Annotated in this window: 22 protein-coding genes; 13 read left to right on the top strand and 9 right to left on the bottom strand. The window is 68.5% G+C overall.

Annotation, left to right across the window (positions count from 1 at the left end; genetic code table 11):
- Positions 1-2: 2 nt before the first annotated feature.
- From mtrB to hpf, 4 genes are all read left to right on the top strand, one after another.
- A complete protein-coding gene (mtrB, locus tag ACWAUG_RS00790; RefSeq protein WP_460800544.1) occupies positions 3-1,703 on the top strand; it encodes an MtrAB system histidine kinase MtrB in 1,701 nt (566 codons plus the stop codon).
- Positions 1,700-3,418, top strand: coding sequence for a GerMN domain-containing protein (locus ACWAUG_RS00785; protein ID WP_298037754.1), 1,719 nt, complete (start codon positions 1,700-1,702; stop codon positions 3,416-3,418). Before mtrB ends, ACWAUG_RS00785 begins: the two co-directional genes overlap by 4 nt.
- A 77-nt stretch (positions 3,419-3,495) precedes the next feature.
- A complete protein-coding gene (locus tag ACWAUG_RS00780; RefSeq protein WP_298037756.1) occupies positions 3,496-4,152 on the top strand; it encodes a ComF family protein in 657 nt (218 codons plus the stop codon).
- A 97-nt stretch (positions 4,153-4,249) separates the two neighbouring features.
- Entirely contained in the window at positions 4,250-4,909 is a 660-nt protein-coding gene (gene hpf / locus ACWAUG_RS00775; RefSeq protein WP_298037758.1) for a ribosome hibernation-promoting factor, HPF/YfiA family, read from the top strand.
- A 63-nt stretch (positions 4,910-4,972) separates the two neighbouring features.
- On the opposite strand, the gene ACWAUG_RS00770 is transcribed toward hpf, so the two are convergent.
- Together ACWAUG_RS00770 and ACWAUG_RS00765 are read right to left on the bottom strand one after the other, a co-directional pair.
- Complete coding sequence (locus ACWAUG_RS00770) at positions 4,973-6,292, bottom strand: coiled-coil domain-containing protein (RefSeq protein ID WP_298037760.1); 1,320 nt, start codon at positions 6,290-6,292, stop codon at positions 4,973-4,975.
- 9 nt (positions 6,293-6,301) lie between these two features.
- A complete protein-coding gene (locus ACWAUG_RS00765) occupies positions 6,302-6,892 on the bottom strand; it encodes a PadR family transcriptional regulator (RefSeq protein WP_298037761.1) in 591 nt (196 codons plus the stop codon).
- 180 nt (positions 6,893-7,072) lie between these two features.
- Between ACWAUG_RS00765 and secA the strand changes: the two genes are divergently transcribed.
- Positions 7,073-9,817, top strand: coding sequence for a preprotein translocase subunit SecA (gene secA, locus ACWAUG_RS00760; RefSeq protein WP_298037763.1), 2,745 nt, complete (start codon positions 7,073-7,075; stop codon positions 9,815-9,817).
- A 58-nt stretch (positions 9,818-9,875) separates the two neighbouring features.
- Positions 9,876-11,102 (top strand): pyridoxal phosphate-dependent aminotransferase, encoded by a 1,227-nt coding sequence (locus ACWAUG_RS00755; RefSeq protein ID WP_460800541.1) that lies wholly within the window; start codon positions 9,876-9,878, stop codon positions 11,100-11,102.
- Here ACWAUG_RS00755 and ACWAUG_RS00750 read toward each other — a convergent pair.
- Positions 10,993-12,279: an AAA family ATPase gene (locus tag ACWAUG_RS00750; RefSeq protein ID WP_460800539.1), complete on the bottom strand. Its 1,287-nt coding sequence runs from the start codon at positions 12,277-12,279 to the stop codon at positions 10,993-10,995. The genes ACWAUG_RS00755 and ACWAUG_RS00750 overlap by 110 nt on opposite strands.
- Positions 12,276-12,896, bottom strand: a complete 621-nt coding sequence (locus tag ACWAUG_RS00745) for a CpaB family protein (RefSeq protein ID WP_460800537.1) — start codon at positions 12,894-12,896, stop codon at positions 12,276-12,278. The genes ACWAUG_RS00750 and ACWAUG_RS00745 overlap by 4 nt, the downstream gene beginning before the upstream one ends.
- 98 nt (positions 12,897-12,994) lie before the next feature.
- Here ACWAUG_RS00745 and ACWAUG_RS00740 point away from each other — a divergent pair, with 98 nt between their 5' ends.
- Entirely contained in the window at positions 12,995-13,261 is a 267-nt protein-coding gene (locus tag ACWAUG_RS00740; protein WP_298037772.1) for a helix-turn-helix domain-containing protein, read from the top strand.
- A gap of 25 nt (positions 13,262-13,286) precedes the next feature.
- Here the strand turns inward: ACWAUG_RS00740 and ACWAUG_RS00735 are convergent, their stop codons facing one another.
- Positions 13,287-13,877, bottom strand: coding sequence for a hypothetical protein (locus tag ACWAUG_RS00735; RefSeq protein ID WP_298037773.1), 591 nt, complete (start codon positions 13,875-13,877; stop codon positions 13,287-13,289).
- A 127-nt stretch (positions 13,878-14,004) separates the two neighbouring features.
- On the opposite strand from ACWAUG_RS00735, the gene ACWAUG_RS00730 reads away from it, so the two are divergent.
- Both ACWAUG_RS00730 and ACWAUG_RS00725 read left to right on the top strand, forming a co-directional pair.
- Positions 14,005-14,391 (top strand): Rv3235 family protein, encoded by a 387-nt coding sequence (locus tag ACWAUG_RS00730; RefSeq protein ID WP_298037775.1) that lies wholly within the window; start codon positions 14,005-14,007, stop codon positions 14,389-14,391.
- A gap of 74 nt (positions 14,392-14,465) precedes the next feature.
- On the top strand, positions 14,466-15,950 hold the full coding sequence (locus ACWAUG_RS00725) for a sensor histidine kinase (RefSeq protein WP_298037776.1): 1,485 nt from the start codon (positions 14,466-14,468) through the stop codon (positions 15,948-15,950).
- A gap of 58 nt (positions 15,951-16,008) precedes the next feature.
- Here the strand turns inward: ACWAUG_RS00725 and ACWAUG_RS00720 are convergent, their stop codons facing one another.
- Complete coding sequence (locus tag ACWAUG_RS00720) at positions 16,009-16,257, bottom strand: WhiB family transcriptional regulator (protein WP_017203224.1); 249 nt, start codon at positions 16,255-16,257, stop codon at positions 16,009-16,011.
- A gap of 212 nt (positions 16,258-16,469) precedes the next feature.
- On the opposite strand from ACWAUG_RS00720, the gene ACWAUG_RS00715 reads away from it, so the two are divergent.
- The gene (locus ACWAUG_RS00715) at positions 16,470-16,889 is read left to right on the top strand and encodes a hypothetical protein (protein WP_298037779.1); all 420 of its coding nucleotides are present in this window, start codon (positions 16,470-16,472) and stop codon (positions 16,887-16,889) included.
- Between the two features lies 1 nt (position 16,890).
- Here ACWAUG_RS00715 and bcp read toward each other — a convergent pair whose 3' ends face one another.
- The 3 genes from bcp to aroA are packed head-to-tail and all read right to left on the bottom strand — an operon-like array spanning position 16,891 to position 19,801.
- On the bottom strand, positions 16,891-17,367 hold the full coding sequence (gene bcp, locus ACWAUG_RS00710; protein ID WP_298037780.1) for a thioredoxin-dependent thiol peroxidase: 477 nt from the start codon (positions 17,365-17,367) through the stop codon (positions 16,891-16,893).
- Between the two features lie 26 nt (positions 17,368-17,393).
- The gene (gene rsgA, locus ACWAUG_RS00705) at positions 17,394-18,479 is read right to left on the bottom strand and encodes a ribosome small subunit-dependent GTPase A (RefSeq protein ID WP_298037782.1); all 1,086 of its coding nucleotides are present in this window, start codon (positions 18,477-18,479) and stop codon (positions 17,394-17,396) included.
- On the bottom strand, positions 18,476-19,801 hold the full coding sequence (aroA, locus tag ACWAUG_RS00700; protein WP_460800533.1) for a 3-phosphoshikimate 1-carboxyvinyltransferase: 1,326 nt from the start codon (positions 19,799-19,801) through the stop codon (positions 18,476-18,478). Before aroA ends, rsgA begins: the two co-directional genes overlap by 4 nt.
- Before the next feature lie 108 nt (positions 19,802-19,909).
- Between aroA and ACWAUG_RS00695 the strand changes: the two genes are divergently transcribed.
- The 3 genes from ACWAUG_RS00695 to ACWAUG_RS00685 are packed head-to-tail and all read left to right on the top strand — an operon-like array spanning position 19,910 to position 22,079.
- Complete coding sequence (locus tag ACWAUG_RS00695) at positions 19,910-20,518, top strand: sigma-70 family RNA polymerase sigma factor (protein ID WP_460800531.1); 609 nt, start codon at positions 19,910-19,912, stop codon at positions 20,516-20,518.
- A complete protein-coding gene (locus tag ACWAUG_RS00690) occupies positions 20,515-20,754 on the top strand; it encodes a zf-HC2 domain-containing protein (RefSeq protein ID WP_298037788.1) in 240 nt (79 codons plus the stop codon). Before ACWAUG_RS00695 ends, ACWAUG_RS00690 begins: the two co-directional genes overlap by 4 nt.
- 32 nt (positions 20,755-20,786) lie before the next feature.
- Entirely contained in the window at positions 20,787-22,079 is a 1,293-nt protein-coding gene (locus tag ACWAUG_RS00685; protein ID WP_298037791.1) for a GNAT family N-acetyltransferase, read from the top strand.
- Positions 22,080-22,102 lie beyond the last annotated feature (23 nt).

Below are 22,102 nucleotides of genomic sequence, written 5' to 3'. Positions count from 1 at the left end.
CGTTGACCGCGACGACGGCGACGACGACCACTGTCGCGCTGTGGCGCGATTGGCGGGGGTGGTCCTCGAGCATCACCACCCTGTGGCGCCGCTCGTTGCGCTTCCGCATCATCTCGATCACCGTGGTGCTCACTTCGTTCGCGATCTTCGTCACGAGCCTGACCATGTCGCTCGTGATCCAGAACAATCTCTTCGAGTCACACCGGGACGAGGTCCTCAGCGACTCCCTGAGTGCCGTCGCCGCGGCCCAGCGCAACCTCGATTCGGCCGCGGTCTCCGATGACCCCTCGGCCGCACGCGGGCTGTGGGCCGATGTGCAGGACACGATTCCACGCGCGGCGTCCTCCACGCACATCGCCGTCTTCCCGATCGATGAGCTTCCCGTGGGCAGCGGCGTGCGCGCCTTCACGACGGACCTCGACGTCGACCTGCTCAGCGCCGGGCTGCGCGAGAGCGTCGTCTCGTTCCCGGAGCGCCAGTCCTGGCAATCGATCGCGCTGACGCTGTCCGACGGGACCACCGCGCCGGGCATCGTCGTGGGCCAGCAGATGTTCATGCCCGAGGTCGGCGCGTTCGAGGTGTACATCGCCTACGACCTCGCCGACTCCGAGCGAACCCTCCAGTTCGTGCAGAGCACCCTGTGGGCGGCCGGCCTCATCCTCATCGCGCTCATCGCCGGGATCTCCTGGGTCGTGATGCGCTCGGTCTCGCGCCCGATCATCGAAGCGGCGCGCACCAGCGCCCGGCTCGCCGCGGGTGACCTCGAGGTGCGCCTCCCCGTCTACGGAGAGGACGAGCTCGCGACGCTCGCGACCTCCTTCAACGCCATGGCCGACAGCATCGAGGCGCAGATCAAGGAACTCGGCGAACTGTCGCTGGTGCAGCAGCGCTTCGTCTCCGACGTCTCGCACGAACTGCGCACGCCGCTGACCACGATCCGGTTGGCCGCCGACATGCTCAACGACCAGCGGCACGCCTTCGACGCGACGACCAACCGCACGGCCGAGCTGCTGCACACTCAGGTCCAGCGCTTCGAGACGCTGCTGAGCGACCTGCTCGAGATCAGCCGGTACGATGCGGGCTCCGTGCAGCTCGAGCTCGAGGCCACGAGCCTGGCCGAAGTCGCCGAGGACATCATCGGACAAATGCTGCCGTTGGCGGAGAGCCGCGGCTCCGAGCTGCGCCTGGTCGCCCCCGGCGGGTATTCGCACGTCGACATGGATCCGCGCCGTGTGCGCCGGGTCCTGCGCAACCTCGTCGGCAACGCGATCGAGCACGGCGAGGGGCTTCCGATCGTCGTCACGGTCGACAGCAACCCGTACACGGTCGCCGTCGGCGTGCGCGACTACGGTCTGGGAATGGATCCGGACAACGCCCAGCGGGTATTCGACCGGTTCTGGCGGGCGGATCCGTCGCGCCAGCGGACGATCGGCGGCACTGGGCTCGGCCTCTCGATCGCGTTGGGCGATGCCCGACTGCACGGCGGCACCCTCGAGGTCTGGTCGGAGCGCGGCGCCGGTACGAACTTCGTGCTGACGCTGCCGCGGGTTCCGGGCACCCACGCCGCGGACGGCCCCGTCCCAGTGCACCCCGAGGACGCTCTGGCGGACGTCATGGGGCCCGCAGACGCGGACCCCGCGACCGAGCTGCGCGAGGTCTACTTCACCGAGACGATCCCGACGATCGAGGAGGGGACCTCATGACACGCGCCCGTCGAGGGATGCTCACCACTGTGATCGCGACATTCGCGGTGATCCTCGTCGCGTGCTCGGGACTGCCCGTGCGCGGTGAGGTCCGCCCCGGACTCGCGCTGGACGAGGCCGATGTGCTGCCCGACATCAGCCAGATCGCCTCCGATCCGATGGTCGGCGCCAGCGCGGAGGAGATGGTCGAGGGATTCCTCGATGCGGCGCTGACCCCCACGAACAGCTGGGAGATCGCGCGGAAGTTCCTCAGCCCCGAGTTCGCCGCCATCTGGAAGCCCAGCGTCAACGTGACGATCGATGCGAGCGCTGCCACCCGGGAGTTCGCGGACGACCTTCCGGAGGACGACGACGAGTCCGTCGAAGGGCAGGTGCGCGTCACGATCGATCAGATCGCCACGCTCGATTCCTCCGGCGTCTACACGGAGGTCGCCGGTGACGCGGCCGTCGCGGTCTTCGAGCTGGCACGCAACGAGGACGGCGAGTGGCGCATCACGAGCGCCGCGAACGGCATCGTCCTCGACGCCGACGCCTTCACCCAGGTCTATCGCCGCCACGCTCTGCAGTACTTCGACCAGAGCTGGTCGCACCTGATCCCCGACGTGCGCTGGTTCCCCCGACGCGCGCAGATCGCCACGACGCTGACGCAGGAGCTGCTGGAGGGATCGCCCAGCGCCTGGCTGGAGCCGGCGGTGCGCAGCGCCTATCCGAGCGATGTCACCCTGGCCCGCGACGCGGTCCCGATCAATGCGGAGAAGGTCGCAACGGTCGAGCTGACGGCGCCGGCGCAGACGCTCGGATCCACCGAGCTCGCCCGCATGCGCACACAACTGGAGGCGACGCTGCGCAGCGCGGGTGTGCTCGAGGTGCGCCTGCTCGTGAACGGCCGCGATCTCGAAGCCGGCCGCACTGCGCTGGCACCCACCGCGGTAGACACGGGGCCCGTCGTGCTCACGGACGACTCGTTCGGCGGCTACGTGGGGGATGAGATCACCCCCTATGAGGGCATCACCGCCGCGGTGGTCGAGCTCGCCTCCTCGGTCGTCGCGGTCGATGTTTCGGATGACGGAGCGCGAGCCGCTGTCCAGCTCGATACCCGGGGCGTGTACACGGTCGCCGATGGCCGCGTCGACCAGCTCGACGCCCGTCCCGGTCTCATCGCCCCCTCCATGGATCCCTACGGCTACACATGGACGGTTCCGGCCTCGTCACCGGCCGCGCTCATCGCATGGCGCCCGGACGTCACGGAAGCACCGATCGCGAATGCGTTCCCCGGGACCTCGTCGATCTCCCACCTGCGGGTCTCCTCCGACGGGGTGCGTCTCGTCGCGGTTGTGACTGTGGGGGGCCAGCGCTGGGCCGCGGCCTCGGCGATCCTGCGAGAGGCCGACAACACGCCCATCGGCCTCGGCCCCGTGCAGCTGATCGCCCAGCTCGATGACGTCACCGACGTGCTCGCCGTGTCGTGGGTAGGGGAGGACCGACTGAGCGTGCTGACCTCGATGGACGGCCGACGCAGCGTTCTGACGCAGGACATCGGCGGTCCGGGCGCCTATGCCGGGGCACCGAGCGATGCCGTGATGCTCTCGGGCGGCGCGAAGACCTCCGCGGTGCGGATCCTCGCCGCCGACGGCGTGCTGTTCGCGCAGCGGGGGACCACCTGGCAGATGGGCCTGGTGGGTGTGAGAGTCCTCGGAACCCACGCCGGGCAGTGATTCTGCACCGCGAGTGATCTTCCACAGATCGCGCGAATAGAACCGGGCCGGCGTCGTCTCCCCGCGACACTCGAGCCATGGACGATTCTCCGCGATGGGCCCGGCTGATCGACGAGGTCGCGGCTTTCGCCGTGTCCGGATGCTGCGCCGGCTGCGATATCCCCGGCACACTGCTGTGCCCGCCGTGCCGTCGGGCACTCACTCAGGCGCCTCAGAAGCGCACGACTCCGACTGGCTTGCCGGTCGTCGCCGCGCTGACCTACGAGGGCGTCGCGGCCCGGTGTATCCGGCGCATCAAGGAGGACGGCGAGACGGTTCTCGCCCGTCCCCTCGGCTCCGCGCTCGCCGCGGCGGCGCGGGAACTGCCGCCGGGACAGGGCTTCGTGCCGGTGCCGACATCGCGGTCGGCCTTCCGGAAACGGGGATATCGTGTGCCGGAGCTGCTCATGCGCCGTGCGGCGTTGCCGGTCGATCGCCGATTGCGCTCCGTGCGGCGCATCGCGGATCAGCGGGAGCTCGGCGTCGCCGAACGCGCGCGGAACGTCTCCCGCAGCATGGTGGCGCGACACGCCCGGGTGGAGTGCGATGTGGTCGTCGTCGACGACGTGATCACGACCGGCGCGACGCTCGATGAGGCCGCCAGAGCCCTGGAATACGCGGGTTTTCGCGTGCGCGGTGCACTCGTTCTGGCCGCGACGCCGCGCCATCGGGATGACGCGGAAAATACCTGGTGAATGACGGGTGACATCGTGGCGAACGAGGACTACGGTGGGGTGCACAAGGCGACCACGGTCCGCCCTTGGCCGGGAGGACCGGGACAAGGAGGCAGCAATGGAAACGAGCATCGTTGGCGTCGGAGTGGGGATCACCGATCGCTTCCGAACCGTTGTCGAAGAGAAGATCGCCCGCGTCCAGCAGCTGGCGCCCAAGGCGCAGCGCATCGACGTGAAGGTCACGCACCGTGCCTACCGCGGCGGCCGGGTTCCCGACGAGACGGTTGAGATCACGCTGGTCGGCAAAGGCCCGGTCATCCGAGCCGAGGCCGTGGACGGCGACAAGTTCGTGGCGCTGGATCTCGCGATCGACAAGCTGGCGGGGCAACTTCGCCGAGCGAAGGAGAAGCGGATCGACGGTCGCCAGCACCCCCGCGGTGCCCACCTCGACAAGGGCAGCGGCTCGCTGGCCGGCATCGACGTGCAGCCCGCCTCGGTCGACGTGCTCGAGGCCGTGGCCACCGGTGCCGTCCCTGTCCAGGCGGAGGAAGAGGAAGAGGTCTACTCGCCCGTCGTCATCCGGACGAAGGAATTCGACGCCGAGTGGATGACGGTCGAAGAGGCCGTCGATCGCATGGAGCTCGTCGGACACGACTTCTTCCTGTTCATCGATGCCCGAAGCGACCGGCCGAGCGTCGTCTACCGCCGTAAGGGCTGGGACTACGGCGTGATCGCGCTCACGGCGGAGACCGCCGCCGCAGCAGTGCTCGCATCCTGATCCGATATGATAGAACGCCCGCTCCGGACGGAGCGGGCGTTCTGCCGTGATGGGAACCCCGGGTCAGTCGAAGATGCCGTCGAGGATGCTGCCGATGACGAGGCCGCCGAGGATACCGCTGGCGATGTCTCCGCCGCCGCCGCGTCGCCCGCCGCCCCAGCCGCCGCCGCCCCAGCCCTGATCCTGCGGGCGGGCCGAGTCGATGTCGCGCTGGGCGAGTTGCAGAGCCTCGGCGGCGAGCTGAGCGACGCGGCGGGAAGCGGCCAGCGCCTCCTCACGGCTCTGCTCCGGCTCGATCATGGCGGGGATGTCGATGCGCAGACGCTCGGCCTCGGCGAGGCGGGTGCGCGCATCGGCTCCGATCCAGCCGCGATGGCCGGCGATCAGGCCTCGGGCGACGCCCAGCTGACGATCGGCGTCATCCAGCGCGTGCTGCACCTGCGCAACCGAGGGAAGCGGATTCTGGGCGCGGTAGTGCGCGTGGGCGATCGCCTCATCGAGATCGGTGTTCGCCGCACGCAGGCGGCTGAGCTCGGCGAAGGGGTCGTTGGCGGTGCCCGCCGGGGCGAGCGAACTCAGCGTTTGCTGGAGTGCGCCGGCCGCGGTCGTGACCGCGGGCGTTCGCGGAGCGTTGCGCGCTGCGACGAGATCGGCGCGGGAATCGGCGACGACCTGGGCGAGTGTCGACTCGGCGCGCAGCGCCTCGATCTCGAAGTCCTCGACGGCGACGAGGATCGCCTCGGCGCGCCGGACGGCTTCGGTCGCGGTCTGCAGCGCGAGGTCGGCCTCCTCGTGCTGGCGGGCGGACCGGCGACGCTCGGCGACATCCGCGCCGTGCAGGGCGAAGGCGATCAGCTGCTCCGCCTCGCTCGCGCTGCTGCTGATCTGGTGCACGGCCGACTCCGCGTACCGGGAGGAGAGGCGCTCGATGATGGCGGAGGCTTGCGGGACGCGCGCGGAGAGCATTTCGGCGGATGCCCTCACCTGAGCGCGCGCTTCGGGGGCTCGGCGCACGCGTGCCACGGCCTCGGCGAGCGCGCCGGTCTTCTCATCGAGCAGATCCTCGGCCCAATCGCAGAGCTGCGCGATGCGGGCGTTGCGGGTGCGCAGCTCCTCCGCGGTGTCGGGGATCTCGTCATGGTTCAGCTGATGCAGTTGGAAGGCCTCGCGCAGGTGCGTCGTGACCGAATCGAGCGCGGCTCGCAGATCGGCGGTGAAGGATGCTCCGAGTTCGGCCTCGGCGAAGGCGAGCTCGTCTCCGGCGGTGCGGATCCGTTCATCAGCGGAGACGAGGGCCTGCTCGGCCCTTCTGGCGAGATCCGCGTCCTGCGCTGCCCGAGCAGCTTCTTGTTCGCGTTTGCGCTTACCCCAGAAACCAGCCATTCCTCGATCCTACTTTCCCGTTGCGAGGGCGGGGCGGCCGCGCTTGGGCCGTTCGGTCGCCAGGTGAAGATCCATCGTCTGGCGGGGCTCGCTGCTGAGGGCGTGCTCGACATGATCGAGCCACTGCAACTCGGCCTGTACGGCGAACCGCATGGAGTCGTTGACGAGGGAGCGGGCGAGGGCCTCGGGGTCCTCATCGCCCCGACGACCGGCGCTCTGCAGAGCGAGCAGGCGCCGGGTCGACTCCTCCCGCTGTGCGCGGAGAAGGTCGAGGGCATCGACTCCGGGGAGTGTCGCGGCGACGGCGACCTTCATCGCGAGCTCATCCCTCGTCCCCGATCCGCGCGGTACCGCGGTCGAGAACCAGCGCACGACCTCGGCGGTCCCGGCATCCGTGATCTGCCAGTACACGTGCCCCTGGGAATCGGTGGAACCGCGCTCGACGAGGCCATCGCGCTCGAGTCTTTCCAACGTGTTGTAGATCTGTCCGACGTTCACCGGCCACGTGGAGCCGGTTCTCCGGTCGAACTCGCTGCGCAACTGGTAGCCGTAGCACGGTCCCTGATCGAGGATCGCGAGCAGACTCTGACGCACCGACATGCGGCCTCCGTTCATCGAATCGTCAAGACTTTGCTGAGTATATAGATACGACGAAATGTCTTTTGGTGCCCCTGCGCAGTCGATCAGGATGTCACGGGCCGGTAACATGGGCGAGTATGCCCGGCACCGAAGCCCGATCTGGGTGGCTGGGATCTGACCCACAACAGGGAGATGACTTAAGTGGCGAATCCTCTTGAGAAGCTGCTTCGCGCAGGCGAAGGCCGCATCCTTCGGCGCCTGAACCAGGTCGTCAAGGCCGTGAACGCTCTCGAGGAGGACTTCGAGAAGCTCACCGATGACGAGCTCGCGAACGAGACCGCGCAGCTGCGCGAGCGCTACGACGAGGGGGAGACCCTCGACAAGCTCATGCCCGAGGCCTTCGCAGCCGTCCGCGAGGCCGCCAAGCGCACCCTCGGCATGCGCGCCTACGACGTCCAGCTCATGGGCGGCGCCGCGCTGCACTTCGGCAACATCGCCGAGATGAAGACCGGTGAGGGCAAGACCCTCGTCGCCACCTTCCCCGCATACCTCAATGCGATCGCGGGACGCGGCGTGCACGTCATCACGGTCAACGACTTCCTCTCGTCCTACCAGGCCGAGCTCATGGGGCGCGTCTACCGCACGCTCGGCATGACCACGGGAATCATCGTGTCGGGTCAGACGCCCGCGGTCCGCCGCGAGCAGTACGCCGCCGACATCACCTACGGCACGAACAACGAGTTCGGCTTCGACTACCTGCGCGACAACATGGCCTGGCGCAAGGAGGATCTCGTCCAGCGCGATCACTTCTTCGCGGTGGTCGACGAGGTCGACTCCATCCTCATCGACGAGGCCCGCACCCCGCTCATCATCTCGGGCCCGTCCTCGGGCGAGGCGAACCGCTGGTTCGCCGAGTTCGCGAAGATCGCCCGCACGCTCGAGGCGGGCGTCGACTACGAGGTCGACGAGAAGAAGCGCACGATCGGCGTGCTCGAGCCCGGCATCGAGAAGGTCGAGGACTACCTCGGCATCGACAACCTGTACGAGTCGGCGAACACGCCGTTGATCTCGTTCTTGAACAACTCGATCAAGGCGCTCGCGCTCTTCAAGAAGAACACCGACTACGTCGTGATGAACGACGAGGTCATGATCGTCGATGAGCACACCGGCCGCATCCTCGTCGGACGCCGCTACAACGAGGGCATCCACCAGGCGATCGAGGCCAAGGAGGGCGTTCCGGTCAAGGCCGAGAACCAGACGCTGGCGACCGTCACGCTGCAGAACTACTTCCGCCTGTACGACAAGCTCGCCGGCATGACCGGAACGGCCGAGACCGAGGCCGCCGAGTTCATGTCGACCTACAAGCTCGGCGTCGTGCCCATTCCGACCAACCGCCCCATGATCCGCAAAGACCAGGCCGATCTCGTCTACAAGAACGAGACGGCGAAGTTCGCGCAGGTCGTCGAGGACATCGCCGAGCGTCACGCCGAGGGGCAGCCGGTGCTCGTCGGAACCGTCAGCGTCGAGAAGAGCGAGTACCTCTCGCGCCTGCTCGCCAAGAAGGGCATCAAGCACGAGGTCCTCAACGCGAAGAACCACGCTCGTGAGGCGGAGATCGTCGCGCGCGCCGGACGCCTGGGCGCCGTTACCGTCGCGACCAACATGGCCGGCCGCGGCACCGACATCATGCTCGGCGGAAACGCCGAGTTCCTCGCCGTGCAGGAGCTGAAGTCGAAGGGTCTCGACCCGGCCGAGACGCCGGAGGAGTACGAAGCCGCGTGGGATGAGACCTACGAGGCCATGAAGGCCCTCGTGGCGGAGGAGAGCGCGAAGGTCGCCGAGGCGGGCGGTCTGTATGTGCTGGGTACCGAACGACACGAGTCGCGTCGCATCGACAATCAGCTGCGCGGACGCTCGGGGCGTCAGGGCGACCCCGGCGAGAGCCGCTTCTACCTGAGCCTGACGGACGACCTCATGCGTCTGTTCCAGTCGGGGGCGGCCGAGGCGATCCTCGCGCGCACGAACTTCCCCGACGATGTGCCGATCGAATCGGGTCTCGTCTCGCGCGCCATCCGCAGCGCGCAGTCGCAGGTCGAGTCCCGCAACGCGGAGATGCGCAAGAACGTCCTGAAGTACGACGACGTCCTCAACCGTCAGCGCGAGGCGATCTACACCGATCGTCGTCAGATCCTCCACGGAGACGACATCGCCGACCGTGTGCAGCACTTCATCGAGGATGCGATCACCGCCGTGGTCGCCGATCGCACCGCCCAGGGGCACAACGAGAGCTGGGACTTCGACGCGCTGTGGACCGAGCTGAAGACGCTCTACCCGGTCGGCGTGACGATCGACGAGGTCGTTGCGGAAGCCGGTGGGCGCAAGGGCGGGATCTCCGCGGACGGCCTGACGCGGGAACTGCTCTCCGATGCCAGGATCGCCTACGAGAAGCGTGAGCAGACGCTCGGCGAGGCCGCCACTCGCGAGCTCGAGCGCCGCGTCGTCCTGCAGGTTCTCGACCGCCGCTGGCGCGACCACCTCTACGAGATGGACTACCTCAAGGACGGCATCGGCCTGCGAGCCATGGCGCAGCGCGACCCGCTGATCGAGTATCAGCGGGAGGGATACGCGATGTTCCAGTCGATGATGGGCCAGATCAAGGAGGAGTCCGTCGGATACCTCTACAACCTCGAGGTCGAGGTGCGCAAGACCGGGGACTCCGATACCACCGAGGTCGAGGCCAAGGGTCTCGTGACGGATGGCGGCGAACAGCGCCTGGAGTACTCCGCGCCCAACGACGCCGGTGAGGTCGAGGTCCGCAACGACCGCGGCCAGGTCCGGCAGTCGGCCGACCAGCAGGCAGCGGGATCCTTCGGTCCGGCTGCGGATGCCGCCGGAGGGCCGCAGAACCGTGAGCAGCGCCGCGCGGCGGGCAAGAAGAAGAAGTAAGCGAGCGCGAGCACGTGCATTGAGAAAGCCTGCCGGCGTTTGCCGGTAGGCTTTCTCAATGACCCGAATGCGCCAGTTCGACCAGTCGTCGAAGCTCAAGAACGTCCTTTACGAGATTCGCGGCAAGGCGCTGGTCGAGGCCGCCCGGCTCGAGTCCGACGGGCACACCGTCCTCAAGCTGAACACCGGCAACCCGGCGATCTTCGGTTTCGAGGCTCCGCACCAGATCGTGCACGACATGCTGGCGGCTCTGCCGACGGCCCACGGCTACAGCGACAGCAAGGGCATCATCTCTGCCCGTCGCGCCGTCGTCAGCCGCTACGAGCAGATCGACGGCTTCCCGCACTTCGGGCCCGATGACGTCTATCTCGGCAACGGCGTCTCCGAACTCATCACGATGACCATGCAAGCCCTTCTCGACGAGGGCGACGAGGTGCTGATCCCGGCGCCGGATTATCCGTTGTGGACCGCGATGACGAGCCTTGCCGGCGGTACGCCCGTGCACTACCTGTGCGATGAGGAGAACGAGTGGGCGCCGGATCTGGAAGACATCCGCTCCAAGATCACTCCGCAGACCAAGGCGATCGTGATCATCAACCCCAACAACCCCACCGGCGCGGTCTACTCGCGCGAGGTGCTGACGGGGCTCGTGCAGATCGCCCGGGAGAATCAGCTGCTGATCCTCTCCGATGAGATCTACGACCGCATCCTGTTCGACGACGCCGTGCACATCCCGACCGCGACGCTCGCACCCGATCTGCTGTGCCTTACGTTCAACGGGCTGTCGAAGACCTACCGGGTCGCCGGGTTCCGCTCGGGCTGGGTGGTCGTCACCGGGCCGCAGCGCCATGCCAAGGGCTTCCTCGAGGGGCTCACGCTCTTGGCCTCGACCCGCCTGTGCCCGAATGTCCCCGCCCAGCACGCGGTTCAGGCGGCTCTCGGCGGCGTGCAGTCGATCAACGGGCTCATCGCGCCGACGGGCCGCCTGCACGAGCAGCGCGACATCGCCTGGAATGGACTGGACTCGATCCCGGGGGTCTCATGCGTCAAGCCCCAGGGTGCGCTCTACGCCTTCCCCCGTCTCGACCCCGAGGTGCACGAGATCCACGACGACGAGCGCTTCGTCTACGATCTGCTCGTCTCGGAGCGGATCCTCCTGGTGCAGGGCACCGGGTTCAACTGGCCGACACCGGATCACTTCCGCGTCGTGACCCTCCCCGAGCCGCGCGTGCTCTCCGAGGCCATCGAGCGCCTCGGGAACTTCCTCTCGAGCTACCGGCAGTAGCGATGCGGCGCGCCGTCGGTGCCGGCTCGAGCCGTTCGGCGAGCCGGCGCACGGCGGAGACGAGCGGCGATCGCGGTGTGACATCGGCCATCGGTCGCGCATGCAGCAGCGACGCATCGGCCGCGCGCTGATCGAACGGGAGGAAGGTCACATCGGTGATGCCCGCGAAGCGCTCGAGGGCCCGTCGGATCTGCCCTCGCGCATCGATGCCCAGCGGGCCCGGGCGCACGTGATTGGCGACCACCTCGATCCGAGCGGTCGGCCCGATGAGGGCCCGCAGCTCGGCATGGTCGCGCAGGAAGCGCGAGATCGAGAGCGGGTCGGCCGCGGTCACCGCAACGATGACGTCCGCGGCGCGCAGCGCCGTCGCGGTCGCCGCATTCCGGCGCGGACCGGCGAGGTCTTCGAAGATCTCCTCGTCCGCGTCGAAGGATGCGGCGACGTCGACGATCGTCTCCTCGACCCAGTCCCGGCACACCGCCAGTGCGGGGGCGAGTCTGTGCGCCGATAGCTCTGGCCACCGGGAGGGGCGGTTCAGCCCGCCGAGGACATCGATCGCGCCGCCGCTCGTCTCGACGCGCGTCGCGATTCGGGAGAGCTCCGCGGGGTCGAGTCCGCCGAGCTCGGCGCGGCGGCAGGCGGCGGCTATCCCCGGCGCTTCATCGCCGAGACCCAGCAGGAGCGCGAGGGAGGGTGCGACGGTATCGGCGTCGATCAGCGCGCAGCTTCGTCCGCTGCGCGCGAGCTCGACGGCGAGCTGGATCGCGACGGTTGAGCGACCCGGGGCGCCGTGCGGACCCCATACGGCGATCACGCGGCGGCGAGCGGGCGGCGCGGCCGCGGCGGTCGGAGGGGCGTCATCGGCGATGGCCGCGGCGATCTGCCACGAGTCGGCGTCGTCGGCGAGCGCCTCGGGGAGCCCGTATCGGCTCAGCAGCCGCGACTCGCCGGCTCCCAGTGTGACGATGCGCACTCCGGCGCGGTCGCAGGCGGCCACCAGTTCCGGGGTGAGCGCTGTCCGGGTCGCCGGGACGATCAGCGCCTCGACGTCATCGAGGCGGGAAGGCACTCGGCCGTCGGACGGGATCACTCCGAGGACATCGATCCCGTCTCGCTCGAGCTCATCGCGCAGGCGAGAGCCCCGCGGCTCGGGCAGGGCGATCAGAACGGAGGTCACGAGCCCGCGCCCAGCGGCACGACGGAGAGGGACGCGCCGCTGTCGATCGCGGCGAGCACCGCGGCCACATCCGCACGCTCGATCACGAGCTCGACGGCGGTGCTGCGCTGGGCGAGCATGCCGTCCTCTTCGGGGATCGAGGCGACGATGACATCGGCGGCGAGGATGCGCGGCGCTTCCAGGCTCTCGCCCCTCTCGGCGGCGGGGGAGTGCCAGAGCTCCAGGTGCGTGCCGACGTCGACGCCCACCGGCAGGCGAACGCTGCTCTCGACGACGATGTTCGTCGTGCGCAGGCTCGTCGCATCGGCGACGGCTGAGAGCGGGACGAGTTCTTTGGCGATGACGGTGCGCGCCGCGATCGTACCGGCGCTGAGGTCGTGTGGCGCGAGGTAGTCCTCGATGAGGGTCCCCAGCGCCACCTCCACCACGGAGAAGTCCTCGGAGAGGAGGGGCTCGCCCGCGGCGATCGTCCGATTGGCCTGCAGGACGGGTGCGGTCTGGCGGGCGGAGGAGACGATCAGCCAGACGCCGAGGATGGAGAGGATCACCAGGGCGAGGCCGATCAGGAATCGGATATCGCCCCAGAAAGCGCGGTGCGCGCGCGGGTGGGTGCTCATGCAGACATGGTCACAGAATCGCCGCTCTTGGCTCCGAAGTTATCCACAAGTGATGTGGCGGGTTGGGTGCTGAGAGCAGTGCGCGTCACAATGGATTCATGCTCGATCCGTCCGCAACCCCGCGCTTCCTCGCTCCTGCGCAGGTGGCCGAGCTGCTGAGCATCGGTGTGGACGAGGTCATAGACCTGATCATGTCCGGAAACCTGCGCGGTGCCCAGGTCGGCTCGCCGCCGCGCTGGCGCATCGAGGAGCAGAGCATCTCCGACTACCTCGCGGAGCAGACGGAGCAGGCCCGGCGCATGGCGCTGTGGCGTCAGGCGGATGAGGCGAGCTTCCCCGAGGTCTGGGGAACGCAGCGCGGCTGAGGATCCTCAGCGAACGAGCGATCGCTCAGGTGATCCGCGCATCGGCGCGCAGAAGCACCACCGCCTCGAACGGCACCATGTGGAACGCCGACACCGCGCTCGCGCGTCGAGCCTGGCCGGCGTCGTGCACGGCGATGTCGAGATGGTCCTCTCCCGCGCGGTCGATCGTGCCGTGGACCAGGTCGCCGTCGATGAGAGTCAGGTGCACCGGAACCCGGCGTCGGGCCAGGTCGCGCAGGAGGAATCCGAAGCTCATGCGACCCCGCACGTCTTCGACGGACGCAGTGTCTTCCGCGAGAGAGCCGAGCAGCGCTCCGTGGTCCGTCGCCACGGTCGTGAGGGCGCTCAGCGGGACGATCATCACCTGACGATCGGTCGTCTCGCGCACCGCGAACCAGTCCGCACCCATCATCGTGATGCGTACGGTGCGCCGGAGTCCGCCGCGCAGGCGGATGCCCACGGATGCCTCGGCCTGCGCGAGAGCGCGCAATCTGGCGCGCAGCGAGAGCTTCGAGATCCGCAGGCGCTCGGATTCGGCATCCAGAACAGCGCGCTCAGCCTCCCACTCGGCGGCGAGCTGACCCTCGAGGTCTTCGAACATGCGATCCCAATGCACCCGACCGAGCGTAGGGGACGATGTGGACCCACTACGAGTTATCCACATCTTCCTCTCGCACTGCTCGGGGTGCGGATGCTGCGTGCTCTACTGACAGGCATCTCCCCCCCATTTGAGAGTGATATCGATGATGCTTCACGAGTATTTCGCGCCGCAGCCGACATCTGCGCAGGAGCTCCCGCAGCCGACACAGCTGCTGCGGAGCCTCACCCAGGGTGTTCTCGAAGTCTTCGCCGGAGTGCGTGAGCTCGATCAGCTCGCACGCTGGTTCAGCGAAGACGCCTACCGCAAGCTGGGAGCCCGGGCGAATCTGTCCGCGCGCGCCCGCAGCGCACGCGGAACCACCCCCGCCCGCCCCGTCTTCGAGATCCTTTCGATCCGGGAGACCTCGCCGGTCGACGGCGTCGTCGAAGCGGTGGTGGTGGTCGCGGGCCCCGGGCGCACGCGTGCCGTGGCCATCCGCCTCGAGGGACTCGACCGACGGTGGCGCGCCACGTCGTTCGCGGTGCTCTGAGACGAGCGGCCTCTCCGCGGATGAGTTCACGCGGCGATGCGCAACCGATGGCCTGGGGGTTCTAGGCTGGAGGCGTGTCAACGCTCAGTGATCTCGTCCATGCCCAGGGTCTCCTGAACGACAACGATGTCGAATGGCTCCACCGTCTCTCCGGCGACGGACAGCTGCTCGCCGACCTCGCTTCGGCCGACATCGTCATCTGGGTCGCCGCAGAAGACGGGACCTTCGTGGCCGTCGCCCATACCCGCCCCAGCGGCGCCGCCACCCTGTTCTACCGCGACATCGTCGGGGAGCGCGTGCGTCCGCAGTGGCGCACGCAGGTCCAGGGCGCCTTCACGTCCGCCGAGATCGTCGATTCCTCCTCTCCGGACTGGTTCGAGGAGACGCCGACGCGCGTGCGCGCGGTGCCGATCGTGCGCGAGCGCGCGCGGGCGGGGGAGAAGCCCCCGGTCATCGGCGTCATCACCCGGCACACGAATCTCGGCGAGGCGCGGACGCCGTCTCGACAGCAGATCACCTTCGAGGAGTGCGCGAACGACCTGTTCCGCATGATCGCGACAGGGGAGTTCCCCGACCTCACGGCGCCCACGTCTCCCCGCCGCGGAGCTCCGCGCGCCTCGGACGGGCTCATCCGCATCGACGTCGATGGCATCAGCACCTTCGCGAGCCCGAACGCGCTGTCGGCGTTCAACCGCATGGGCTTCGACGACGAGCTCGAGGGGGAGTCCCTCGCCGAGGTGACGACGCGCATCGTGCCACCCGGGCGCGAGGTCGACGAATCCCTCCCGGTCGTGGTCACCGGCCGCGCCCCGTGGCGCACCGACATCGAGGCGCGCGGCGTCACGGTCTCCCTGCGCGCGATCCCCCTGAAGGATCATGGAACGCGCATCGGCGCGATCATCCTGTGCCGCGACGTCAGCGAGCTGCGCCACCAGGAGCAGGAGCTGATCACGAAGGATGCGACGATTCGTGAGATCCACCATCGTGTCAAGAACAACCTGCAGACGGTCGCTTCGCTCCTGCGGATCCAGGCTCGGCGAACGCACTCCGACGAGGCCCGCGACGCCCTCACCCAGGCCATGCGGCGCGTCGACGCGATCGCCGTCGTGCACGACACCCTCGCGCAGGGGCTGACGCAGAAGGTCGACTTCGACGAGGTCTTCCAGCGCGTGCTCAAGCTCGTCGCCGAGGTCGCATCTGCGCCGAACACACGGGCGCGCACCCAGTCGACCGGCCACTTCGGCGTGCTGCCGAGCGAATATGCGACGCCGCTGGCGCTGGCGCTGACCGAGGTCGTGACCAACGCCGTCGAGCACGGCCTGGCCGGCACCGAGGGGACTGTCACGATCGACGCCGTGCGCACCGACGAGAATCTGCACGTCTCGGTCCGGGACACCGGCCACGGGCTGCCCGAGGGGCGCGTCGGACAGGGCCTCGGCACGCAGATCATTAGAACGCTGATCCAGGGCGAGCTCGGCGGGACGATCGACTGGCGCGGCAGCGACGGGGAGGGGACCGAGGTCGCCATCGACATCCCCACGCGCTGGCTGCGAAAATAGCGTCCAATACGAAAGGGCCCCTCGATGAGGGGCCCTTTCGTATTGACGACGCTTGTGGTCAGCTCGCGCGGCGGGCGCGTGCGGCGCGGCGCTTGAGCGCGCGGCGCTCGTCCTCGGAGAGGCCGCCCCAGACGCCGGAGTCCTGGCTGGTCTCGAGGGCGTACTGCAGGCAGATCTCGGTGACCGTGCACGTGGCGCAGACCGTCTTGGCCTTCTCGATCTGATCGACGGCGGGGCCGGTGTTCCCGACGGGGAAGAACAGCTCGGGGTCGACGGTCAAACAGGCAGCTTTGTCGCGCCAGTCCATGGTGGGGCTCCTCGGTGTGGATTATCGGTGAGCGATCGTTTTTGTGAAGGCTCGTAGAGGACGACGCTTTCGGGACGCCGTCGCTGAAATGTAGTGCGAGCGATTGCTCGCCCCACGCCGCTGTGGGAGCACATGACTGTTAACATTGTGTAACAGGGTCGGTACGAAATCAAGGATTTTTTGCTGACAAATCTGATTTCCCAGGAGACTCCGTGCGTTCACCCGCTCTCGCCGCATCTGCCGCTGCCGTTCTCGCGCTGGAAGGCGCGGTTCTGGCGACTCTGGCGATCATTGAGCTCTTCGGGCTCGGGGCGGGCCGGGCAGCGGTCCCGACGACGGCGATCGCTCTGATCGTGCTCACGCTCATCGGCGCCGGGGCACTGTTCGCCTTCGCATGGGGGACGCGCTCCGGCCGCACATGGGCACGTTCCGGCGGCGTCATGCTGCAGGTCCTCGTGATCGCATTCGCTCTGGCGTCACTCGGCGTGGAGCCGGTGCCGTGGATTGCCGTTCTCGGCGCGGGCATCCCGGGCATCGTCGGTTTCGTCCTGCTCATGGCGACGACGAGCAGAGAAGGGCGCCCCGAGAAGGAGTCGCCGGCCGACTCCGCTCAGGATTCGGCCGGCGAGTAGATCACGCGTCGAGGCCGAGCGTCTTGCGCAGACGGGCCACGTGCCCCGTCGCCTTGACGTTGTACTGGGCGTGCGTGATGACGCCCTGCTCGTCGAGGACGAACGTCGAGCGGATGACGCCCTTGACGACCTTGCCGTAGTTCATCTTCTCGCCCCACACGCCGTAGGCGGTGTGAACGGCGTGATCGGGATCGCTGAGCAGGGTGAACGTGAGGCCATCGCGCTCACGGAACTTCGCGAGTTTCGCAGGCTCATCGCGGGAGACGCCGATGACGCGGTAGCCCGCACCCTCGAGTGAGGCGATGCTGTCGCGGAAGTCGCAGGCCTGGGTCGTGCACCCCGGCGTCATGGCGGCGGGGTAGAAGTAGAGGATGGTCTTCGTGCCCCGCAGGTCGGCGAGCGACACGGCCGAGCCGTTCTCGTTGAGCAGGGTGAAGTCGGGGGCGGCGGTACCGGGTTCGAGGCGCAGATTCGTCACCCCTTCAGCCTATCGACCCACGGGCGTCAACGACCCGAAGACGACCCCTGGCTCTGCTCGGCCTTGTCGGCGAAGGTCTGCAGCAGCCGCTGCAGGGAGTCGAGCCGCGCGAGCTCGGCCGGGTTGAGCTCGCCGTCCGCGGCGGCTTCGACGAGCGCGCAGTCGCTCGCATCGACGAGGTGCGTGCATCCGCGGGGGCAGCGCTCGGCGATCTCGGCGAGCTCGGTGAACGAGGCGAGGATGTTCGAGGGGTCCACATGCCCGAGCCCGAACGAGCGGACGCCGGGGGTGTCGATGACCCAGCCGGTCGCGCCGTCAGAGTCTTCGTAGCGCAACGACACGGTCGATGAGGAGGTGTGGCGTCCGCGCCCCGTCACCTGGTTCACGTGACCGGTCGCGCGTCCGGCTGTCGGCACGAGCGCGTTGACCAGGGTGGACTTGCCGACACCGGAGTGCCCGACGAAGACGGTCGAGTGGCCGATCAGCGCCGCTCCGATCTCGTCGACGGGCATCTCCTCCTGCGCACTGGTGAAGACCCGCAGATCGAGACCCTCGAAATGGGCGAGGAAGGGTGCGGGATCGGCGAGGTCGGTCTTGGTGACCACGAGGAGAGGGCGGATCCCGGCATCCAGGGCGGCGACGAGATAGCGGTCGACCAGCCGCGGGCGCGGCTCGGGATCGGCGGATGCCACGACGATGAGCATCTGATCGGCGTTGGCGACGATCACCCGCTCCACGAGGTCGGTGTCATCGGCGCTGCGGCGCAGCAGCGAGGTGCGCTCGACGATGCCGACGATGCGCGCGAGCGTGCCCTCGGTGCCCGAGGTGTCGCCGACGACGCGGGCCCGATCGCCGGTCACGATCGGGGTGCGGCGGAGCTCTCGTGCGCGCGTGGTCGTGATCGTGCGCTCATCTGCCGTGCCCTCATCCAGCATGACCGAATAGCGGCCGCGGTCGACCCCGAGCACGCGGCCGATGAGGGCGTCACCATGCGCGGGACGGCGCTTCGTGCGCGGACGATTCGCCTTGGGATTGGGGCGCGAACGGATGCTGCTCTCGTCGAAATCCTCGAAGTCGTCCTCGAGGTCGCCGTTCGGATCGAGCCAGCTCACGCGGTGGTGCCTCCCAGCATCCGCTCCCAGAGGAGCACGAATTCGGGCAGCGTCTTGGCCGTCGTGCCGATGTCGTCGATCACGACGCCGGCCGTGCGCAGGCCGATCAGCGCGCCGGTGGTGGCCATGCGGTGATCATGGTAGGCGTGCCAGGCGCCCCCGTGCAGAGGACGGGGGATGATGCGCACGCCGTCGGGCAGCTCTTCGACCTCGCCGCCGAGGGCGGTGAGGTTCGCGATGAGCGCGGCGATGCGGTCGGTCTCATGCAGGCGGATGTGACCGATGCCGCGGATGGTCGTGGGGGCGTCGGCGAAGGCGGCGAGCCCGACGATCGTCGGGGAGAGCTCGCTCGCCGCAGAGAGGTCGATGTCCAGTCCTCGGATGCTCTCGCCCGCCCGCACCGTCATGATGCCGCTGTGGCGGCTGACGTGCGCACCCATGGCCTGAAGGATCTCCGGCAGCAGCGCGCCGGGCTGGGTCGAGTGCAATGGCCATCCGGTCACCGAGACCTCGCCACCGGTCACCAGCGCCGCGGCCAGGAACGGGGCGGCGTTGGAGAGATCGGGTTCGATCGCGATCTCCTTCGCGCGCGGAACCCCTGCCTCGACGAGCCATTCGCCGGTCGCGGGACGCTCGATGCGGATGCCGCGGCGGCTGAGCGATTCGATCGTCATGTCGATGTGGGGGAGGCTCGGGAGGCGCTCCCCGGTGTGCACGAGGTGCAGGCCCACATCGAACTTCGGAGCGGCCAGCAGCAGACCCGAGACGAACTGGCTCGAGGTCGAGGCATCGATCTCGACGCGGCCGCCGCGGATACGGCCGCGACCGCGGACCGTGAAGGGCAGGGACCAGGTGCCCTCGTCGTCGATGTCGACTCCGAGGTCGCGCAGCGCGGTGATCATGGCGCCCATCGGGCGGTGCAGGGCGTTCTCGTGCGCGGTGATGTGCACGTCCTCGGCGGCGAGTCCGGCGAGGGGAGCGATGAAGCGCATGACGGTGCCCGCCTGGCCGCAGTCGATGGTCGCGCCTCCCTGCAAACGGGCAGGGGTGACGAGCAGATCGGGGCCGAACTCACCCGTTCCCTCGACCTCCTCGATGCCGACGCCGAGCGCGCGCAGGGCATCGACCATGCGGGCGGAGTCGTCGGAGTGCAGCGGCGCGACGAGGCGACCGGGGCCGTCGGCGATCGCGGCGATCATGAGTTCGCGGTTCGTGAGCGACTTCGACCCGGGGATGGTCACCGTCGCGCTCAGGGCGCCGCTCGCTTCGGGCGCGGCATAGGCGCCCCGGGCAGGGGAGGGGGAATACCGAATGTCGCTCATCGGTTCCACCTTAGTGAATGCCCTCGAAAGCGCCGAAAGAAGGGAGAGCCTGTGGTCGCGACGCTGGAGACCGGGTTCGAGGAGCTCCTCGGCCTAGACTGGCCCGTGATGGATGAGACGACACACGCAGACACCGCGCGCGGTGATGCTCGACGTGAGTTCGAGGACCAGGCGATCCCCTTCATGGATCAGCTCTATGCGGCGGCCATGCGCATGACGAGGAACCCCGCCGATGCGGCGGATCTCGTTCAGGAGACCTTCGTCAAGGCCTTCGCGTCCTGGGCGTCCTTCACGCAGGGCACCAACCTGAAGGCGTGGCTCTACCGCATCCTCACCAATACGTACATCAACATCTATCGCAAGAAGCAGCGGGAGCCCTTCCAGGGCACGATCGACGAGCTCGAGGACTGGCAGATGGGCGGTGCCGAGTCCACGACGGCGTCGCACGGCCGTTCCGCCGAGGCGGAGGCGATCGATCGGATGCCGGCATCCGTCGTCAAGGATGCGCTGCAGGAGGTCCCCGAGGACTTCCGACTGGCCGTCTACCTGGCCGACGTGGAGGGATTCGCGTACCAGGAGATCGCCGACATCATGAAGACCCCCATCGGCACCGTGATGAGCCGCCTGCACCGTGGCAGACGGATGCTGCGGGAGCTGCTGGCTGACTATGCCGCTGAGCGAGGAATCGCCACGGCCGCTACAAGGAGCAAGAAATGAGCGATTGCGGCTGCGAGAAGGCCCGACAGGACCTCGAAGAGTATCTGCGCAACGAGGTCTGCAAGACCCAGCACTCCGTGCTCAAAGAGCACATCGACAGCTGCCCGGAGTGCCAGGAGGAGGCTCTCGTGGCCACGACCCTCACCGAGGTCGTCGCCCGCGCCTGTAAGGAGAGCGCACCCGAAGAACTGCGCGATCAGGTGCTCGCGCGTCTGCGTTCGGCGACGGCGCACTGACACAGCCCCCTTTTCGCCTCTAGGCTGGGGCGATGACCGACGCACGTGATGTTCCCGTCGACCCGACCAGCTTCGAGCGCCTCGCCGAGCAGGAGCTGACATACCGTCTCATCGACACGGCCTCGGATGCCGATACCGAGGCGTTCCTGCGCGCCGATGCGCGCGGTTTCCTCGATCGGGAGCCGACGGATGAGCAGATCATCGCCGATCGACCGCATCTGCGCGACCGGCGCAACGTCGGAGTGTTCGAGAAGGGCGCCCAGCAGGGCGACTTCCCCGTCGCCACGGTCAACGCCTGGGAGACGCCGCTGACGGTTCCCGGTGGTGAGATCGAGATGTGGGCGATCAGCTCAGTGACGGTCGCGGGAACGCATCGGCGACGGGGGATCGCGCGCAACCTCCTCGAAGGAGAACTGCGCGCTGCGGCATCGGCCGGTTTCGCGATGGCCGGACTCACCGTCAGCGAGGCCACCATCTACGGACGATACGGCTTCGCCTCGGCGATCCCGGTCGCGCACTTCCGCATCGATACGCGCCGTGCGGGCTGGGCCGGCGGTGATCCCCTCGGACGCCTCGAATACCTCGACAAGCACGAGTTGAAGCAGCAGCTGGCGGTGCTCCACCAGGCGGTGCGGCGGCACAGGAGCGGCCAGGTCGCCGGGTGGGAGCGCCGCTGGGAGCAACAGGCCGGACTCAACCCCGGCGATCCCACCGCGTCGGCCGTGCGCGGCATCGCCTTCCGCGACGAGGCCGGTGTCATGCGCGGCGTCATGTCGTACAAGCTGGAGGAGATCCCGGGCGCTTTCCGCTACCGCATGGCGATCACCCATCTGATCGCGACGACGCCGGAGGCGCGCCGAGGACTCTGGGGCTTTGCGCTCCAGCACGATCTCGTCACCGAGATCACCGCAGATCTGCGGCCGCTCGACGACCCGCTGCCGTGGCTCGTCCGCGACCGACGCGGCATCGTGATCACGGCGCACGACCACGGCTGGCTCCGCATCCTCGATGTTCCGGCGGCCCTGGCCGCGCGTTCGTACCGCGCGCCCCTCGACGTCGTCCTGCGTGTGAACGACCCCCTGGGCTTCGGGGCCGGAACATGGCGGATCGTGGTGTCGGACGGTGTCGCGACGGCGGAGCCCGCTCCTGATGCCGAGCCGGACGGCCTCATCGACATCGGCTCGCTGTCCGCGATCTACGCCGGAGGAGTGACGGCGACGCAGCTGAGGGCCGCGGGCCGTCTGGACGCCCCGCTCGAGATCGCGGCTTCTCTCGACGATGCGTTCCGGGCCATCGAGGCTCCCGTCCTCAGCATCTGGTACTGATCGGTCCGGGCCGACTCACCCGG

This window comes from Microbacterium sp. GXF6406 (genome assembly GCF_054798215.1).
This window is presented reverse-complemented; position numbering and strand designations above follow the sequence as displayed.

Bases quoted from the DNA above. Each gene is read 5' to 3' on its own strand.
- ACWAUG_RS00785 (WP_298037754.1), top strand. From the start codon at position 1,700: ATGACACGCGCCCGTCGAGGGATGCTCACCACTGTGATCGCGACATTC.
- ACWAUG_RS00780 (WP_298037756.1), top strand. From the start codon at position 3,496: ATGGACGATTCTCCGCGATGGGCCCGGCTGATCGACGAGGTCGCGGCT.
- hpf (WP_298037758.1), top strand. From the start codon at position 4,250: ATGGAAACGAGCATCGTTGGCGTCGGAGTGGGGATCACCGATCGCTTC.
- ACWAUG_RS00770 (WP_298037760.1), bottom strand. From the start codon at position 6,292: ATGGCTGGTTTCTGGGGTAAGCGCAAACGCGAACAAGAAGCTGCTCGG.
- ACWAUG_RS00765 (WP_298037761.1), bottom strand. From the start codon at position 6,892: ATGTCGGTGCGTCAGAGTCTGCTCGCGATCCTCGATCAGGGACCGTGC.
- ACWAUG_RS00755 (WP_460800541.1), top strand. From the start codon at position 9,876: ATGACCCGAATGCGCCAGTTCGACCAGTCGTCGAAGCTCAAGAACGTC.
- ACWAUG_RS00745 (WP_460800537.1), bottom strand. From the start codon at position 12,896: ATGAGCACCCACCCGCGCGCGCACCGCGCTTTCTGGGGCGATATCCGA.
- ACWAUG_RS00740 (WP_298037772.1), top strand. From the start codon at position 12,995: ATGCTCGATCCGTCCGCAACCCCGCGCTTCCTCGCTCCTGCGCAGGTG.
- ACWAUG_RS00730 (WP_298037775.1), top strand. From the start codon at position 14,005: ATGATGCTTCACGAGTATTTCGCGCCGCAGCCGACATCTGCGCAGGAG.
- ACWAUG_RS00720 (WP_017203224.1), bottom strand. From the start codon at position 16,257: ATGGACTGGCGCGACAAAGCTGCCTGTTTGACCGTCGACCCCGAGCTG.
- aroA (WP_460800533.1), bottom strand. From the start codon at position 19,801: ATGAGCGACATTCGGTATTCCCCCTCCCCTGCCCGGGGCGCCTATGCC.
- ACWAUG_RS00695 (WP_460800531.1), top strand. From the start codon at position 19,910: ATGGATGAGACGACACACGCAGACACCGCGCGCGGTGATGCTCGACGT.
- ACWAUG_RS00690 (WP_298037788.1), top strand. From the start codon at position 20,515: ATGAGCGATTGCGGCTGCGAGAAGGCCCGACAGGACCTCGAAGAGTAT.
- ACWAUG_RS00685 (WP_298037791.1), top strand. From the start codon at position 20,787: ATGACCGACGCACGTGATGTTCCCGTCGACCCGACCAGCTTCGAGCGC.